The sequence below is a fragment of the Prevotella sp. P5-64 genome (assembly GCF_002251285.1).
Lineage (GTDB): Bacteria > Bacteroidota > Bacteroidia > Bacteroidales > Bacteroidaceae > Prevotella.
This window is the reverse complement of record NZ_NPJK01000049.1, coordinates 1-17,500: the sequence shown is the minus strand read 5'-3', so window position 1 is coordinate 17,500 and position 17,500 is coordinate 1. Positions and strand designations below refer to the sequence as shown.

16 protein-coding genes are annotated in these 17,500 nt (G+C 48.5%); 10 read left to right on the top strand and 6 right to left on the bottom strand.

Annotation, left to right across the window (positions count from 1 at the left end; genetic code table 11):
* Positions 1-146 precede the first annotated feature (146 nt).
* On the top strand, positions 147-1,739 hold the full coding sequence (locus CIK87_RS09285) for an endonuclease (RefSeq protein ID WP_094386937.1): 1,593 nt from the start codon (positions 147-149) through the stop codon (positions 1,737-1,739).
* Between the two features lie 94 nt (positions 1,740-1,833).
* On the opposite strand, the gene CIK87_RS09280 is transcribed toward CIK87_RS09285, so the two are convergent.
* Positions 1,834-2,811: an ROK family protein gene (locus CIK87_RS09280; protein WP_022310181.1), complete on the bottom strand. Its 978-nt coding sequence runs from the start codon at positions 2,809-2,811 to the stop codon at positions 1,834-1,836.
* Positions 2,812-2,969: 158 nt separating this feature from the next.
* Between CIK87_RS09280 and CIK87_RS09275 the strand changes: the two genes are divergently transcribed.
* Genes CIK87_RS09275 through CIK87_RS09255 form a run of 5 tightly spaced genes read left to right on the top strand, consistent with a single transcriptional unit; the run spans position 2,970 to position 6,882 of the window.
* Positions 2,970-3,638 carry a LysE family translocator gene (locus CIK87_RS09275; protein ID WP_022310182.1) on the top strand — a complete coding sequence of 223 codons (669 nt, stop codon included), beginning with the start codon at positions 2,970-2,972 and terminating at the stop codon, positions 3,636-3,638.
* Between the two features lie 4 nt (positions 3,639-3,642).
* A complete protein-coding gene (locus tag CIK87_RS09270; protein WP_094386936.1) occupies positions 3,643-4,191 on the top strand; it encodes a DUF4924 family protein in 549 nt (182 codons plus the stop codon).
* A 2-nt stretch (positions 4,192-4,193) separates the two neighbouring features.
* On the top strand, positions 4,194-5,051 hold the full coding sequence (rfbD, locus tag CIK87_RS09265; protein WP_094386935.1) for a dTDP-4-dehydrorhamnose reductase: 858 nt from the start codon (positions 4,194-4,196) through the stop codon (positions 5,049-5,051).
* A gap of 4 nt (positions 5,052-5,055) precedes the next feature.
* Entirely contained in the window at positions 5,056-6,621 is a 1,566-nt protein-coding gene (locus CIK87_RS09260; RefSeq protein ID WP_094386934.1) for a peptide chain release factor 3, read from the top strand.
* A 27-nt stretch (positions 6,622-6,648) separates the two neighbouring features.
* The gene (locus tag CIK87_RS09255) at positions 6,649-6,882 is read left to right on the top strand and encodes a hypothetical protein (protein WP_094386933.1); all 234 of its coding nucleotides are present in this window, start codon (positions 6,649-6,651) and stop codon (positions 6,880-6,882) included.
* 8 nt (positions 6,883-6,890) lie between these two features.
* Here the strand turns inward: CIK87_RS09255 and CIK87_RS09250 are convergent, their stop codons facing one another.
* Entirely contained in the window at positions 6,891-7,754 is an 864-nt protein-coding gene (locus tag CIK87_RS09250; RefSeq protein ID WP_094386932.1) for a hypothetical protein, read from the bottom strand.
* A 98-nt stretch (positions 7,755-7,852) separates the two neighbouring features.
* Here CIK87_RS09250 and CIK87_RS09245 point away from each other — a divergent pair, with 98 nt between their 5' ends.
* Genes CIK87_RS09245 through cls form a run of 4 tightly spaced genes read left to right on the top strand, consistent with a single transcriptional unit; the run spans position 7,853 to position 13,308 of the window.
* Positions 7,853-10,255 carry a mechanosensitive ion channel family protein gene (locus CIK87_RS09245; protein ID WP_094386931.1) on the top strand — a complete coding sequence of 801 codons (2,403 nt, stop codon included), beginning with the start codon at positions 7,853-7,855 and terminating at the stop codon, positions 10,253-10,255.
* Positions 10,256-10,312: 57 nt separating this feature from the next.
* Complete coding sequence (gene kdsA / locus CIK87_RS09240) at positions 10,313-11,065, top strand: 3-deoxy-8-phosphooctulonate synthase (RefSeq protein WP_094386930.1); 753 nt, start codon at positions 10,313-10,315, stop codon at positions 11,063-11,065.
* The gene (locus CIK87_RS09235; RefSeq protein WP_094386929.1) at positions 11,062-12,024 is read left to right on the top strand and encodes an SIS domain-containing protein; all 963 of its coding nucleotides are present in this window, start codon (positions 11,062-11,064) and stop codon (positions 12,022-12,024) included. The genes kdsA and CIK87_RS09235 overlap by 4 nt, the downstream gene beginning before the upstream one ends.
* 18 nt (positions 12,025-12,042) lie before the next feature.
* Complete coding sequence (gene cls / locus CIK87_RS09230; RefSeq protein WP_094386928.1) at positions 12,043-13,308, top strand: cardiolipin synthase; 1,266 nt, start codon at positions 12,043-12,045, stop codon at positions 13,306-13,308.
* A 17-nt stretch (positions 13,309-13,325) separates the two neighbouring features.
* Here cls and CIK87_RS09225 read toward each other — a convergent pair whose 3' ends face one another.
* The 4 genes from CIK87_RS09225 to CIK87_RS09210 form a co-directional block, all read right to left on the bottom strand.
* Positions 13,326-13,922, bottom strand: coding sequence for a response regulator transcription factor (locus tag CIK87_RS09225; protein WP_371327116.1), 597 nt, complete (start codon positions 13,920-13,922; stop codon positions 13,326-13,328).
* Positions 13,919-14,386: an anaerobic ribonucleoside-triphosphate reductase activating protein gene (gene nrdG, locus CIK87_RS09220; RefSeq protein WP_094386927.1), complete on the bottom strand. Its 468-nt coding sequence runs from the start codon at positions 14,384-14,386 to the stop codon at positions 13,919-13,921. The genes CIK87_RS09225 and nrdG overlap by 4 nt, the downstream gene beginning before the upstream one ends.
* Positions 14,370-16,463 (bottom strand): anaerobic ribonucleoside-triphosphate reductase, encoded by a 2,094-nt coding sequence (gene nrdD / locus CIK87_RS09215; protein WP_022310194.1) that lies wholly within the window; start codon positions 16,461-16,463, stop codon positions 14,370-14,372. The genes nrdG and nrdD overlap by 17 nt, the downstream gene beginning before the upstream one ends.
* 228 nt (positions 16,464-16,691) lie before the next feature.
* Positions 16,692-17,500: transposase (locus CIK87_RS09210; RefSeq protein WP_144008114.1), on the bottom strand; the 809-nt coding region annotated here is incomplete at its 5' end.

Genomic DNA, 17,500 nt, shown 5'->3' with positions numbered 1-17,500 from the left:
CATAGGGTCTTTTACGATAAAAGGCCCTATTTTTACACCTATTTATAATATATAGGGCAATAACGGAAAAATAATTACAAAGTCTGGCCGATAATAATTACTTTATTGCTAACTTTGCAGAGTTTTACGTTTAATCAAAAAAGAGAATGTTAAGGTTTAGAAAAATTACATTGGTCACCACCATGTTGGCCCTGGTGCTCCACGCCTTTGCACAGGGGCCCAACAACAGTGGAACTTACTACCAGGCTGCCACTGGTAAGAAAGGTGCCGCACTGAAAACAGCACTCTACTCCATTATCAGCAATCACGGAACCATAAGCTATCGAGAGCTGCTGAGCTACTATGAAAAGACCGACAAACGTGCCGACGGGAAACTGTGGGACATGTACTCTTGTACCACCAACTACACTTTCAGAGACAATGCCGGAGGGTACAAGAAAGAAGGCGACTGCTGGAACCGTGAACACTCGGTACCACAAAGCTGGTTCAATGAGGCATCACCTATGAAATCAGACATTGTCCATGTGGTTCCCACCGATGGTTATGTCAACAATCGAAGAGGCAACCTTCCCTTTGGTGAAACCCAAAAGCCAACTTACAGTTCAAACGGCGGTTTCAGCAAAGTAGGTCCTTGCTCTACCGAAGGCTATTCGGGTACTGTATTCGAGCCCAACGATGAATACAAAGGCGACTTTGCACGTATCTATTTCTATATGGCCACTTGCTACGAAAACAAGATTTCGTCATGGTCCAACACTGCAGTATTTGCCGGCAACAAATACCCTGCCTACAAGTCATGGTTTATCAAGATGCTGCTGCGCTGGGCGAAGCAAGACCCCGTAAGCAAGAAAGAGATAGACCGCAACAATGCCGTGTATGGCTGCCAGCAAAACCGCAATCCCTTCGTCGATTATCCTGGACTGGAGGAATATATCTGGGGCGGAAAGCAGAATGTCGCTTTCAGCTATGACAACTATGACAACAGCACCGATCCAGGTACTGACCCTGACCCCAACCCCGATCCTGACCCCAATCCTGACCCGGACCCAGATCCTAATCCGGACCCAGACCCCAATCCGGACCCAGACCCCAATCCTAATGGCGTTGTCTTTACGTTAGTCAAGTCTGAAACAGAGATTAATGCCGGTTCGTATTATATCTTGGTATTCCCAGGCAACGACAAGGTAAAATCATGCGCACTGTCAGACCTTACCGATGGCAAGAACTTCTATACTTCTGCCGACGTAACTATCGGATCCGACGAGACCATCACAACTACCGTAGACGAAAAGGGCAAGCCCCACCAGCTGCTTCTTGGCGGAACCAAGGGCGCCTACACCATCTACGACGTCATGGGCAAAGTATATCTTTCACAGACCAGCAATGACAATAAGCTCTACACCGCTACTACAGCATCCGACAACAAGACGAAATGGTCTATCAGCGTAGAGGCCGGTTACAGCCATATCACCAATAACAACTGGACCTCACGCGAGATACAGTTCAATGCCAACAGTCCACGCTTCGCCTGCTACACAGGCAGCCAGAAAGACCTGATGCTCTACCGCCGCACAGTGACCGACGGCATTGACACACCCACCACGTGGCAACCTACAAGAGTAACGGTATACTCTATCACCGGTATTGCCGTGCGCCGCAATGTCGAGCGTTCGGTAGCACTTACAGGTTTGCCCAAAGGCATCTACATACTCAATGGCAAGAAAGTTGTAGTCAACTGACACGCAGCCTATCATAAAAATAGCCCGAGTTGAAATTTCAACCCGGGCTATTTTTATGTTAGGTGTTGTCAATACGATGACAACCCTTATTCCATTACACGATATCCCATCCTACAGCAGAAGCTCCAAGAACGGCGGCAGCAGAACCATCGAGGCCGCTAACCAGGAACTTGGCCTTACCCTTGAAGATGTTGAGGATATGGTCGTTGTAGCTCTTCACGATAGGATCCATCAGCAGGGCACCAGCCTTGGTAAGACCACCGAAGAAGATAAAAGCCTCAGGAGAAGAGAATGCAGCAAAGTTGGCACAAGCCTCACCAAGAATTTCACCGGTGAAGTCGAAAATCTCCTTAGCCAACTTGTCACCCTTGCCAGCGGCAATAGCCACATCGAGAGAAGTGATATCTTCGGGATTGAGCTCACGCAACAGCGATTCATCATCGCGTGTCTCCAAGAACTCGCGTGCAGAACGAGCGACACCCGTGGCAGAGCAGTAAGTCTCCAGACAGCCGCGACGACCACAACCGCAAGGACGACCGTCGAGGCGTACAATGGTATGACCGAGCTCACCGGCAAAGCCATCACAGCCATAAACCAGCTGACCATTGACTACGATACCCGAGCCAACGCCAGTACCGAGGGTAATAACGATAAAGTTCTTCATACCACGAGCCACACCGTAAGTCATCTCGCCGATGGCAGCCGCATTGGCATCATTGGTGAGGGCTACAGGGATACCCAGAGCATCAGAGAAGAGCTTGGCCAATGGCACGACGCCCGTGCGACCCCACTTCAGGTTAGGCGCAAACTCGATAGTACCATTATAATAGTTACCATTAGGAGCACCTATACCCATAGCCTTGATCTTGCCGATACCACCCACCTGATCTATAATGATCTGGAGAGCCTCAACTGCAGCCTTGACATAATCGTTGACATCGTCATAAGCCTGTGTCTTGATAGCTGTGGTCACCTTGATATCACCACGGCTGTCGACAATTCCAAATACTGAGTTGGTTCCACCCAGGTCCAAACCGATTACATACGGTTTCATTTCATTCTGTACGTCCATTTTATAATTATCTTTAGTTATTGATTTTGTTCTAATAGACAAAGGTAAATATATTTTCCATAAAACCACAAGAAAAGCATCAGTTTTTTAGCCTCAGAGGACATTTTTCCAAGTTATAGCGTTTTCTTTCAAGTTAATTTATTAACTTTGCATCCGCTATGCCGTTTCCGTTTCAAATAGACATATTAGGGATGATACTCAAAGGAGTCCTGATTGGTATCATTGCATCGGCGCCTATGGGCCCCGTAGGAGTCCTGTGTATCCAGCGCACCCTCAACAAAGGGCGTTGGTATGGATTTGTCACAGGCATAGGTGCCGCCATGAGCGACATCATCTATGCTATGCTAACGGGCTTTGGTATGAGTTTTATCATGGACCTGATAACCAATCCTACCAATAAGTTCTGGCTTCAGATTAGCGGTAGCGCTATACTGCTGCTCTTCGGTGTCTATTGTTTCAAGGCCAACCCAACCCGCAACATCCACCGGGGCGGCACCAAGAAAGGGTCTCTGACACACAATGCCATCACGGCTTTCTTCGTAACCCTTTCCAATCCTCTTATCATATTCCTTTTCATGGGTACATTTGCCCAGTTTGCCTTCGTTATCCCCAACCATCCATTCGAAATGTCATTGGGCTATATCAGCATTGTGATTGGAGCCCTGATATGGTGGTTTGGTCTGTCCTGGCTCATCAACAAGATAAGAGGAAAGTTCGACGACAATGGTATTCTTATAATTAATAAGGTAATAGGAAGTCTGGTGATTGCCTTCTCTTTACTGGTACTCATCGGTACTGTCTTCAACCTCTATACAATCAGTTACTGAGAAAATGTTTGTTGCAAAAGAGTTAAGGAAGAATTCGATAGCCGAATATCTTCTGTATATGTGGCAGATGGAAGACCTCATCCGTGTTTACGGCTGTTCGTTGCCTGTCATCAAACGTGAGTATATCAGCAAGTTTGACTTCACCGAAGAGCAAAAGGAGGAAGAGCTTGACTGGATAGGCAATCTTATAAGGATGATGAATGAAGAGGGTAAGCGCGAATACGGTCACTTGCAGATTAACGAGGTGTTGCTCAAGGATGTTTGCGACCTCCATCACCGCTTGTTACAGTCTTCCAAATTCCCCTTCTACAATGCAGCATATTACAAGGCACTGCCCTTTATTGTGGAATTGCGCAACAAGGGCGACAAGGATATCAACGAAATCGAGACATGTCTCGATGCCCTTTATGGCATCATGATGCTGCGCCTGCAGAAGAAGGCCATTTCACCCGAGACCGAAAAGGCCATCAAGGAGATTACCACGCTGGTGGGTCTGCTTTCAGACTATTACATCAAGGACAATACCGAAGGACTCAAATTCGAAGACGACTGATTATGAATATACTTATCACAGGATGCAACGGACAGTTGGGCAACGAAATGCAGCTCCTGCAGCAAGCCAACAGCCAACACACATTCTTCAACACCGATGTAGCCGACCTCGACATCACGGATGCCCAGGCCATCAGTGCATTTGTCAACGAACATGAGATAGACGGAATCGTCAACTGTGCAGCCTACACCGCTGTTGACCGCGCAGAGAGCAACGAGGAACTTTGTACTCTTCTCAATGCCAAGGCTCCTGCCTATCTGGCAGAGGCCATCGAGAGCCGCAAGGGTTTCCTGGTACAGATTTCCACCGACTACGTATTCGACGGAACCAAGCATACGCCATATACCGAGACCGACACGACTTGCCCGGACAGCGTGTATGGACGCACCAAGCTCGCCGGCGAAGAGGCATGCATGACCCGTTGCCACCGCACGATGATTATCCGCACCGCCTGGCTCTACTCCACCTTTGGCAACAATTTTGTCAAGACAATGATTAAACTGGGACAGACCAAAGACCGTCTTGGCGTAATCTTCGACCAGATAGGCACTCCCACCTACGCCCGCGATTTGGCAGCCACCATCATGACAGCCATCAACCAGGGCATCATCCCGGGCATCTACCACTTCAGCAACGAGGGAGTCATCAGCTGGTACGACTTTACCAAAGCCATCCACCGCATAGCCGGCATCCAGGGATGCAAGGTAAGCCCGCTGCACACCGAGGAATACCCCACCCCAGCCCACCGCCCGCACTACAGCGTGCTGGACAAGACCAAGATTAAGAATACTTACAATATAGACATACCCTACTGGGAGGAAAGCCTGGAGGAATGTATCAAAAAACTGCAAACAACATAATAGAATGAACGAAATAGAACGTAGAAGGACCTTTGCCATCATCTCACACCCGGATGCCGGTAAGACCACGCTTACAGAGAAGTTCCTGCTCTTCGGAGGACAGATTCAGGTGGCTGGAGCTGTAAAAAGCAACAAGATAAGAAAGACTGCCACATCAGACTGGATGGATATAGAGAAGCAGAGAGGAATCTCGGTCTCTACATCGGTCATGGAGTTTGACTATCTGGACTACAAGGTAAATATCCTTGACACCCCTGGTCACCAGGACTTTGCAGAAGATACCTACCGCACGCTTACAGCCGTAGACTCTGCCATTATCGTGGTCGACTCTGCCAAAGGTGTGGAGACCCAGACACGCAAGCTGATGGAGGTGTGCCGCATGCGCAACACGCCGGTTATCATCTTTGTCAACAAGATGGACCGTGAGGGCCGCGACCCCTTCGACCTGCTCGACGAGTTGGAGAAGGAACTGCAGATACATGTGCGCCCACTGTCATGGCCCATCGGCCAGGGACTGAGATTCAAGGGTGTATACAATATCTTCGAGCAGCAGCTCAACCTGTTTACCCCTAACAAGCAGAGGGTTACAGAGAAGATTGCCGTAGATGTGGCCAGCAGCGAACTCGACCAGCATGTCGGTGAACGCGAAGCAAGCCAGCTGCGCGACGACCTTGACCTCGTCGATGGCGTATATCCCGAGTTCGATGTTGAGACCTACCGTAGCGGCGATGTTGCACCCGTCTTCTTCGGCAGTGCCTTAAACAACTTCGGTGTACAGGAGCTGCTCGACTGCTTTGTACAGATAGCACCGAGCCCACGCCCCACCAAGGCCGAAGAACGTATGGTCGAGCCCACCGAGCCCAAATTCACAGGCTTCATCTTCAAGATTACAGCCAACATCGACCCCAACCACCGTTCGTGTATCGCCTTCTGCAAGGTCTGTTCGGGCAAGTTCCAGCGCAACCAGCCCTATACCCACGTACGTCTGGGCAAGACCGTAAGGTTCTCATCACCTACGCAGTTCATGGCACAGCGCAAGTCGACCATCGACGAGGCCTACCCAGGCGATATCGTCGGACTCCCCGACAACGGAATCTTCAAGATAGGCGACACGCTGACCGAGGGCGAGCTTATCCACTTCAGAGGACTCCCCAGCTTCTCTCCCGAACTGTTCAAATACATCGAGAACGACGACCCCATGAAGTCCAAGCAGTTCTACAAAGGTCTGGAGCAGCTCATGGACGAAGGTGTGGCCCAGTTGTTTGTCAATCAGTTCAACAACCGCCGCATTGTGGGAACCGTAGGTCAGCTGCAGTTTGAGGTAATCCAGTATCGACTGGAAAACGAGTACAATGCCAAGTGCCGTTGGGAGCCCGTGCATCTCTACAAGGCCTGCTGGATAGAAAGCGATGACGAGAAGGAGTATGAAAACTTCAAGAAGCGCAAATACCAGTATATGGCCAAAGACTCTGAGGGTCGCGACGTGTTCCTGGCAGACAGCGGCTACGTGCTGTCAATGGCCCAGCAGGACTTTGAGCACATCAAGTTCCACTTTACCTCTGAGTTCTAATCCCTTAGATACCAACAGCCAATCGCAATGTTCATCCCCATGGGCATTGCGATTGTTTTTTATTCCCCCAAGCCCATCTTCACTCTTCCCGCCATGATGGTAGCATACATAGCCTGCTGGCCATACTTAGCCCAGACCTGCCTGAGAGTAATTGCGAAGTTGGAAATAGGTAATTCGCAGTATGAAACCATGAAATCAAACCTTGAAATCCACAAATCAGACCTTGAAGTCAACTTATATGCAGTGAAAAAGAAGATGTAAAGAGATGCCTATACATCTGCCGCATCCACCCCGTGATAGGCCAGCAATCCTGCCATAGGCGTACGGGCCACGGTGCCCATCTTCAGCCCCTCGCGCTCTATGGCCTCAGCCAACAGGTCGCGGAAATAATAAGCCACGCTACCCACAAAACTCACGGGAAGGTCGGGGCGACGGTAGGGCTTCAGGTTGTAACGCACAAACGAGCGGAAACGCTCAAGAACCATGTCGTACACATGCTGATTGTCCAGGTGACGATGGATAAGCGGAGCAAGAGATGCCAAGAAACTGTTGGCTCGCGGCTGCTGGTAGATGCGCTGGATAACCTGGGGATAGGAAAGCTGGCAAGAGGAGTAGAACTCGTCACGAAGCTGCTCGGGAAGCTGGCCTTTAAGCAAGTCGTGCAGGAAATGTTTGCCCAAATCGGCCCCACTGCCTTCGTCGCCCAAGATGTAACCCAAAGGAGGGGTATTGGCAGCGATGCTCTCGCCATCATAGAGACACGAATTGGAGCCGGTACCGAGAATACAGGCAATACCCTCGGCGTGCTGGCACAGGGAACGGGCGGCGCCAAGAAGGTCGGACCACACGTGGAGCCCAGGAGCAAACGGGGCAAAGACCCGGGCAAGGATAGCACTGACGATGCCTGTGCCCACGGCATTGCAGCCAGCACCATAGAAGTAGATATCGAGCGTGGAAACGACGGCCCGTCTGCGGGTAACCTCTTGAGCCACAGCATCAAGCTGCTTTACGATATCATCCTCACTCTGATGGATGGGATTGATGCCCCCAGTCTGCATACGTACGACCGTTCTGTCGTCGCAGACAAGCGCCCAATCGCTCTTTGTACCTCCGCAATCAGCAATAATTATCATTACTATCCTATTTTTGGTTTAATAGTACAAAATTAATAAAAATATCCTTACACAATTCGATTCTTTTGAGTAAATTTGCATGTATAATGAGAGATAATATGAAAACAAAGATATTCATGCTGCTACTGCTGCTCACAGTGGCAATGCCCTCAATGGCCGTCTTAAAGGAAAAGGACCTGTCGCACACTCTGGCCATCCTGCGTCAGGAGCTCACTGGCTACAGAATAGAACTGGAACGCCAGACGGGATACCTGAAAGAGCAGCAGGACCAGATGACTATGAACATGTATTCAATCATCAACCAGTGCAGCCAGAATTCGCTGATGCTATACTCGCAGAAGTCGGGATATATATTTGACTTGACCTACGCCTGTCATGAAGCTACAGAGATGTATCATGCGTTCAAGAAGTCGGTTATTCCCTTTGAAAACTATCTGCAGCGCTCCACGAGCGAGATAGCGCGGTTTGACTCCTTGGTAAATGTACTAAGCCAGATGAGCGACCGCACGCTGAGCGAGCACGCCGCCATAGACCGCAATGTCTGCCTCACCCTGTCTATCAACATACTCAGAACGCTGAAAAGCAACAACGAACAGATGAGTATGTACATCAAGTATTATCACAATACTGAGAGACAGCTTAGCAGTATGAACGACTACGCCATCAAGCGTTATGGTGACATACAGGCCAGCATATTCAACAATGCCGGCGACAACTACTTCACCATACTCAGGCATATCAGTACCAACGTAAGCGAGACAACCGAAACGCTCTCGGAGAAATACAAGCCGCAGGCCAAGCGCAAGTCGCAATGGGACAGCAGGCTTATGTTTGGTCTGCTGGTAATCATCCTGTTTGGCGGTATCATTTCCATTTCGCTCAACGTGCTGCTGTTCAGGGTAGCGATAACCCGCCTGTTCAGATCACAACGCCTCATGCAGAGGGTGACACGTCTGCTGAAGACAGACAACATCAGTGCCACACACGAAACGTTTATCGGCAAGCGCACGTGTATCACCATGGCTGCAACGGTAGTAACCTTTGCCATCGTGCTGGCCATCATCAGACTGGCAGCCGACCAGAACTTCCTGATTATGGCCTGCAATCTGCTGGTAGAATATGCCTGGCTGTTGGGCGTGATACTCATCTCGCTGCTTATCCGTCTGAGCACCAAGCAGATAAAGAGCGGTTTCCGCATCTATGCTCCTCTGATTGTCATCGACTTCATCATCATCAGCTTCCGCATAGTACTGATTCCCAACATATTCACCAATCTTATCTTCCCACCCGTTCTGCTGGCCTGCACCCTGTGGCAGTGGAATGTCATCAAGCGACATGGTCACAACATCCCCAAGACCGATGTCTATTATACCTATCTTTCGCTCATCGTATTCGTGGGTGCTACCATCTGTTCATGGATAGGCTACACCCTGTTGAGCGTTGAGATGCTGATATGGTGGATAATGCAGCTTACCTGCATCCTGACCATCACCTGTCTGAAGGGCATCATCAAGGCGTACGCCGAACGCAACGGCATCCTGGCCAAACCCATCACGCAGAAATGGGCTTATAGGCTTGTCTATACGGTACTCCTGCCGGTAATGGGCGTGGTGTCGGTGATATTCTCCATCTATTGGGCTGCCGACATCTTCAATCTGAGTGATACGACCATGCGTATCTATACCAACAACTTCATAGACTCCGACAACATAAGAATAAGCATCCTCGGCATCTTCATGGCGTCCATCCTGTATATTGTCTTCGCGTATGTCAACAAGACAAGCAAGGATTTCCTAAAGCTCCACTTCGAGAAGACCGACCCCACGACCGCCGCGAGCAAGAACGTCATGGCAAAGAACGTGCTGCAGGTTGTGGTATGGGGCGTATGGCTGATGCTGGTATTGAGTATCTTCCACGTGAACAGCACCTGGCTCGTGGTCATCTCAGGAGGTCTGTCTACCGGTATCGGTTTCGCGATGAAGGACATCATTGAGAACATCTACTACGGCATATCTCTCATGGCGGGACGCATCAAGGTGGGCGACCTCATCGAATGTGACGGCATAAGAGGCACGGTGAGTTCGATATCCTACACCTCTACACTCATGGACACAACCGACGGCAGCGTGATTGCCTTCCAGAACTCCCAGCTCTTTACCAAGAACTACAAGAACCTGACAAGAAACCACGGCTATGAGGTGGCAAGCATACCATTCGGAGTGGCCTATGGCACCAATGTCAATACGGTGCGCGACCTGGTATGCAACGCGGTGAACAAGCTGAAGTGCAAGGATGCCACAAGACCTGCCAAGATGGTATTTGCCAACTTCGGCGACAACAGCATCGACTTCAAGCTCATCGTGTGGGTTCCCGTGCTGACCACCACCTACGCCAAGGGCGAAATCATGGAAACTATCTATAATGTACTGACTGAGCACAACATAGAAATTCCGTTCCCACAGCGCGACATACATATCATATCCAACGGAGACGATGCCTGATGCGGTATCTCTCCCAACAATTATAAAAGAATATAGTCAACTAAACATAAGCAAGCTATGCAACCACTATTCATTGCCGGTCCATGCGTCATCGAGAACATGGAACTATTGGAAACAGTAGCAGAGAAGTTAGTAAGTATCAACAAGAGACTCTCGACAGAGATTATCTTCAAGGCATCATTTGACAAGGCCAACCGCACCTCCATCCGCTCGTTCAGAGGGCCGGGACTGGAGAAGGGGCTGACCATGCTCAATGACATCAAGACCAAATACGGACTGCGAATCCTCACCGACATACACGAAAGCTGGCAAGCGCAACCTGTAGGCGAAGTAGTGGACGTCATACAGATACCGGCTTTTCTCTGCCGCCAGACCGACCTGCTGACATCTGCCGCCAAGACAGGTAAGATCATAAACATCAAGAAAGCACAATTCCTGAGCGGAAAGGACATGCGCTACCCCGTGGAGAAGGCGCTGGATTCGGGAGCCACCGAGGTATGGCTCACCGAAAGAGGAAACAGCTTTGGCTACAACAACCTTGTGGTAGACTTCAGAAACATCCCCGACATGAAGGAGATAGTGCCCACGGTGGTCATGGACTGCACACACAGCGTGCAGCGCCCAGGCGCTGCCAATGGCACAACGGGCGGCGACCGACAGTTCATACCCGCCATGGCCAAGGCAGCCAAGGCCTTCGGCGCCAATGGCTACTTCTTTGAGGTACACCCCAATCCGGACAAGGGACTCAGCGACGGCCCGAACATGTTACCATTGGACAAACTGGAAAACTTAATCACAGAACTCTTATGACAACACAACCCACACAAATACGCCAATACGCCAAGCAGTGTCTCGAAGACGAGGCACAGGCTCTGCTCGAACTGATTCCACAGCTGGACGAGAATTTCGACAAGGCTGTCAACATGATTTACAACTGCAAGGGTAAAATCATCGTGACAGGTGTAGGCAAAAGCGGACATATCGGAGCCAAGATTGCCGCAACGCTGTCGTCAACGGGAACACCCGCATTCTTCATCAACCCATTGGATGTTTTCCATGGAGACTTGGGAGTGATGACTTCGGATGACATCGTGCTGGCGCTGAGCAACTCGGGACAGACCGACGAACTGCTCCGCTTCATCCCCATGGTACTGCACATGAACATACCCATCATCTCGATGACGGGCAACGAGAACTCGCTGCTCGCAAAATACAGCAATGCCCACATCAAGGTATGGGTGAAGAAGGAGGCTTGCCCGCTCAACCTCGCCCCGACAAGCAGCACCACCGCTGCACTGGCTATGGGCGATGCGCTGGCTGTGGCTCTGATGGAGGTAAGACATTTCGAACCTCGCGATTTCGCCCAGTTCCACCCAGGTGGCGAGTTGGGCAAACGCCTGCTGACCACAGCTGAAGACGTCATGATAAGCCACGACCTGCCGGTAATCGACAAGAACATGAACCTTGGCGACGCCATCATACTGGTGAGCAAAGGCAAATTGGGCCTGGGTGTATCGACAGAGAACGACAAGGTTATCGGTCTGATTACCGACGGCGACATACGCAGAGCTATGGAGAAATGGCGTGAGAAGTTCTTTGACAAGAAGGTGAAAGACATCATGACGACAACACCCAAATCGGTATTGCCATCAACCAAGATAACCGAGATACAACGCATCATGCATCAATACAAGGTGCATACAGTATTGGTAGTAAACGAAGAAAACAAACTACTGGGCGTAGTGGACCACTACAGTTGCATGATTTAATACATTACAAAACCAAAGGTGAAACATATCATAACAACAATCATAGTATTGTTAGTCTGTGTCTGTGCCAACGCACAGACATCAGACTCTGTTATCGTAAACAAACTGAAGGAGAGGGGCGTAAGTTTCTCTCACAACAATTCCGTAACCTTGCTTGCTACGGGGCGGGAAAAGTTTAAGGATATGTTTCAAGCCATCAGGAACGCCCGCCACTCCATACATCTGGAGTATTTCAACTTCAGAAATGACTCGATTGCCAGCGAGCTTTTCCATCTGCTCGAAGAGAAGGCTCAACACGGTGTTGAGGTCAGAGCGCTTTTCGACGCTTTTGGCAATTCTTCCAACAACCGTCCACTCAAGCAGCGCCATCTGGACACCATACGCGCCAAAGGTGTAGAGATATACAAGTTTGACCCCATCGTCTTCCCCTGGATAAACCACGTCTTGACACGCGACCACCGCAAAATTGTGGTCATCGACGGACGCATAGCGTATATCGGCGGTATGAATGTGGCAGACTACTACATCAAGGGAACGGAAAAGGTTGGCTCATGGCATGACATGCACTGCCGTCTGGATGGCAACGAGGTAAATACGCTGCAACGTATCTTCCTGAAGATGTGGAACAAGACTACTGGCCAGAATGTCCATGGTGCCCAGTATTATCGCGGTGACTATACCGACACCTCTTACTTTACAGGGCTGAAACCAGACACCACAGAGAGTCGGGGGAAAAAGGTTGTGGGCATTATCAATCGCGAGCCTCGCACAAGCAATGATATAATCAGATATTTCTACGAGAACGCCATCAACTGTGCCCAAGACAGCATCAAGCTCATCAACCCCTACTTCACATTGAACAGGAAACTCAAGAAAGCGTTCAAGAATGCTATCAAGCGTGGTGTAAAGGTAGAGATAATGCTCTCTACCCACAGCGACATCCCTCTGACGCCAGATTGTGGCTTCTACAATGCCCACAAACTGATGAAACACGGTTGCAGGATATGGATGTACACGCCTGGGTTCCATCACACCAAGATTATCATGGTCGATGGGAAAGTGTGCACCGTGGGAAGTGCCAATCTGAATGCACGCAGTCTGAGCTGGGACTATGAAGCCAATGCTGTAATCGTGGACAGCCATACTACCCGCGAATTGGACAATCTCTTCGAAGACAACAAGAAGGACTGTTTTCTCCTGGACGAACAGAAATGGGATGAATGGCGCACCCCGTGGCAAAAGTTCAGGGGATGGGTAGGACATCTCTTGTCGCCATTCTTATAAGAAAAAAGTAAGGAATATCAGATATTTGCGATATCTACATATCCATGCGTGACAGCATAGATAGTAAGGGCCGATACGCTTCGCGCATCAAGTTTGTCCATGATGTTCTTGCGATGAGAGATGACTGTGGTCAAACCAATATGCAACTTGTCGGCAATCTCCTTGTTGATATACCCCTCAACAATCAATACCAAAACTTCTATCTCCCTATCGGTAAGTATTCCGGCATTACCGGCAGGAACATCCATAGGCAAGTTGCGTCCGCGAGAATGGGCATGCTGCTCCAGCATAAGCAGCGACTTGACCAGAATATCCTCTGACACATTGACATTAATACTATGAAAACCCGTAAGGCTTTCACTGGAAGTGGTAAGCACTATCGTCTTGCGGCTATGTTCCAGGAAGAACATGCGGTGGGCAAGGACGATGTTGACCGAAACAAAGAAGTGGAAATACCTGTCTGGGACAGAAGCCTCAAACTCATTGAAGGAGCCACAGAGTTCGACATCCATAATAGGCATAATACGCTGGAGAATAGTCTTCAATCCTATTGCTGCCAACGTATTACCATCTATTACGGCAATGGCCGGTCTATGTCCTTTCTCCATCATCATCGTGACCAGAAACGATAGGTTATATCCTGCATGTCACCCGCAGCATCCAGTTTGTAGAGACGCTGGTTGGTGGTCTTGCACTTGAGAGAACCAAGATGGGCTATGTATGGACCCACCTTGATATAATCAAAGACGTTCTTGGATGCCTGGGAAGAGATACGGAGTCGCCCACTATACCACGCTACTCTGTAATGAGGGTATTTGGCGTGGATATAGGCAGCAAGCTGGCTAAGATAGGAAGGGTCAGAATCTCCACCCATGAAACAGATGCAGGTAATGTTGCTGCCGAACCTGGCAATGAACTCATCCAGCACTTCTGTCGTCAATGGAGCACCTACATCCTCCCAAAGGAACTTGCTGTGACACCCGGGACAGTGGCACGGGCAATTACTGATATTAATTGCCAGTGTCACCTCGTCGGGTATCTCTTGGAAAACGATGCCTGTATTAACGTACTTTAGCATAGTATCTTCTTTCTGCCTCAGCCTGTCGGGCCTGTGAGAAATTGCTTACGCGCTTGAGATAACCTATGATGCGCGTAAGATAATCTACATTCTTGCTCTTGCAGACAGGACACTCTTTGAGGTATCTCTTGTCGATGTGTCCACAGTCATTACAAACGGTATTGGGGATATTGAAGGTAAAATAGTTACAGCCTTCCTTGGCAGCTACCTTAAACAACTGCAGGTATTGGTCTTTGCTCAAATGCTCTTCAAGATTCATGTGCAGAGCCGAACCTCCAGTAAGATGTTCGATATAAGGAGCGCCATGGAGTTTGAACTTATCAATCACAGTCAGCGAATCATCTTCCACCGCATAGAAATAAGAGTTGTAGCAATCACGGGGAACGAAATAGCCATCCTCCCTATCCCACTTGGCATGCTTAACACCCACATTCTCGGCAGGTATCATCTCACAGTTGAACATGACTTCCTTGCTGCGGTATTGCTTGTTGTACTTCTCAACCAGTCCCAAGACTGTCTGAACGAACTCCAGATACTGGGGATTGTCATTAATCTTCAGTCCCATAAACTCGGCAGCCTCTACCAGACCATTGACACCGATGGTGAGATACTGACGGCTCAAGTTGATGTAACCTGCATCAAACAGCGGAAGCATACCATTCTTCTGAAGTTCCTTGAGGTTTTCGTTATAAGCCAACTGCACCTTGTGGCAGAGATCAATGACATGAGAGAGGTATTCCTTATAGTCGAGATTGTGATTGACAGCATACTGTATGCAACGATTCAGGTTGATAGTGAGCACGCTCTTCGAACCGGTCGAAACTCCACCGGCTCCCAGCGTATAGCTGAACCCATTGTCTTGTATCTCGTTACGCAGACGACAGCAAGAGCTGAGGCTGTCGGCATTGTCGCTTAGATATGTGAAGAAGCTGTGACCCTCGGAGTACATCTCGGCTGCAAACTCTCCCCACTCCTTGTCCTTACATTCACCATTCTCGGTAAGCATGGCCATGGTCTCGACAGGGAAGGTAAGCACCGTCTTGGTGCGCTCCTCGTTGAACCACTTCATGAATCGTTTCTGCAACCATGACAGTCCTTCCCAATCGGGCTGGCTTCCATCGGGGAAATAGAAATTGCCAAAAAGACTATCGAAATAGTACCTGTCATAATAGGAAATATTCCAGAAAACAGCCTGATAGTTACGTGCGCCGGTGGGCTGGTTAAGAGAATAAACTATCTGCTCAAAGCTGTCGGTTATCACCTTGTCAATAGTGCGCTTCTTCAGCGACAAATCAACCACCTCGTCAGCTCGCTTGTAGTAGTCCTGGCCGAACTCCAGTCCAACGAAATAGTTCATATACATCAGGAACTCCGGTGTAGCGCAAGCGCCAGAGAGCATAGAGCTGACCATGAACACCATATTGATGAAACCACCACAGAAAGACTTGAGGTTGGTGGGAGCGGTAGAGTTGCCGCCTATTGATGACGTGCCACCTATCAGCCAAGGGTACATGGTGATAGATGCGCAATAGTTAGCAAGCGATGTCTCATCATTCTTATATATAAAGTGGTGTGTAAGTTTGTCTATATATTCGTCCGACAGTTCCTTTCCGTACATCTTTTTGATGCGGTCGGTAAGAAGTTTACGATTAAGTCTGATAAAACTTGACTTGGGCAATTCGCCGATAAGTGTAGCGATATTCTTGTGCTCCACATTGGCATTGGCATCATACTTGGAACCTGTAGCGGCATTGGAAGCCTGCATATAATCGGTCAAGAACTTCAGGCGCTCCAAGGTTTCGCGGTCTTCAGTATGCTGCTGACGATAAAGCATAAACGACTTGGCTACCTTGAAGAAGCCTTCTGCCATCAGAGCCTCTTCTACCTGGTTCTGAATATCTTCCACCTTAATATTATTATAGATATTAAGACGGCTGATAAGTTTTGAAACATTACCAAGGTCGATTGGCTCATTCACGGAGTCAAATGCCTTGATGATAGCGTTCATAATTTTGTCCATGGAGAAACGGTCTTTACCACCGTCTCTCTTGGTAATGGTGAAGTTCTTTATTTCCATATTTTTAGTTATTTCTATTCATGATAAACATTATAAAGTTGTTCGTTTTGGATAACTTTTCAATTTTTATTTCCTAAAAAGTTTTCCAAAAAGGAAAACTTCAACAAGAATAGCGTGATAGTTATTTCCATTTTTTATCATTTGCAAAGATAATAAAAAAGCCGCTGATGGTACAGGATAAGATAGAAAAAATTCTATCCATTTACATATTTTAACCCAAATCGGTCATTAGGATTTCTCTGTGTCGTACGGCAAAGAGAAATCCTTTAATTTTTCCCATATAGATAAGAATGATTGTCGTGTTTTTAGTGATCTAGCCAAATATAGGATGTGCTTGTCTTTTGTTTTTCCCAGATAGGCTGGCGTCGATATCAACTCGTATCGGATAGTCTTCAGAAATTTCTTCTTGTTGGAATTGATCAGCGCATGTCTGAACAACGACATAAAGTTATATGCCATAACAATGAAATTCCCACATGCCTCTGTTGCCCAGAAGTTATTTGTGACAAAGTCATCGATGGAGAAATCATTCTTCAATTCTTTTATCCTATTCTCAGAATCCGCTCTTCCGCGATATGAGTCATATACAATCTTGGCCGGCAGGTCAAGGTCTGTTACAAAGCAGCTGTATCGGTATTTTCCGAAATCCTGCTCATCCTCAAAAAGCTCCAGTTGCTTGATTTGCTTTCCTGCAGCTTTAGGGCGCTTCTCTATTTCTTGCCTGACCATCACAATGCGTCTAGGCTTCTCCCAACCGTTTGCCTGATAGATGGTTTCGGATATTTCCAATCCGTCTGTCAACTCTATCCATTTGCGTTCATGGGTAAGACTGTACTTTATGCGATTATTGAAACGGCAGGCAATGATATAGTGTAACCCTTTCATTTCCAGATAGTCAAGTATTTCCTTTGCAAAGAAACCGCTATCCATGCGGACCAGCCCGACACGTTTGCCCTCAAGTTTTGAGAGCGTGTCCTCAAGAAACGACAGATAATTGGTACTTGCGGATGTGTTGCCTGGACGTAGCCAGTAATTTG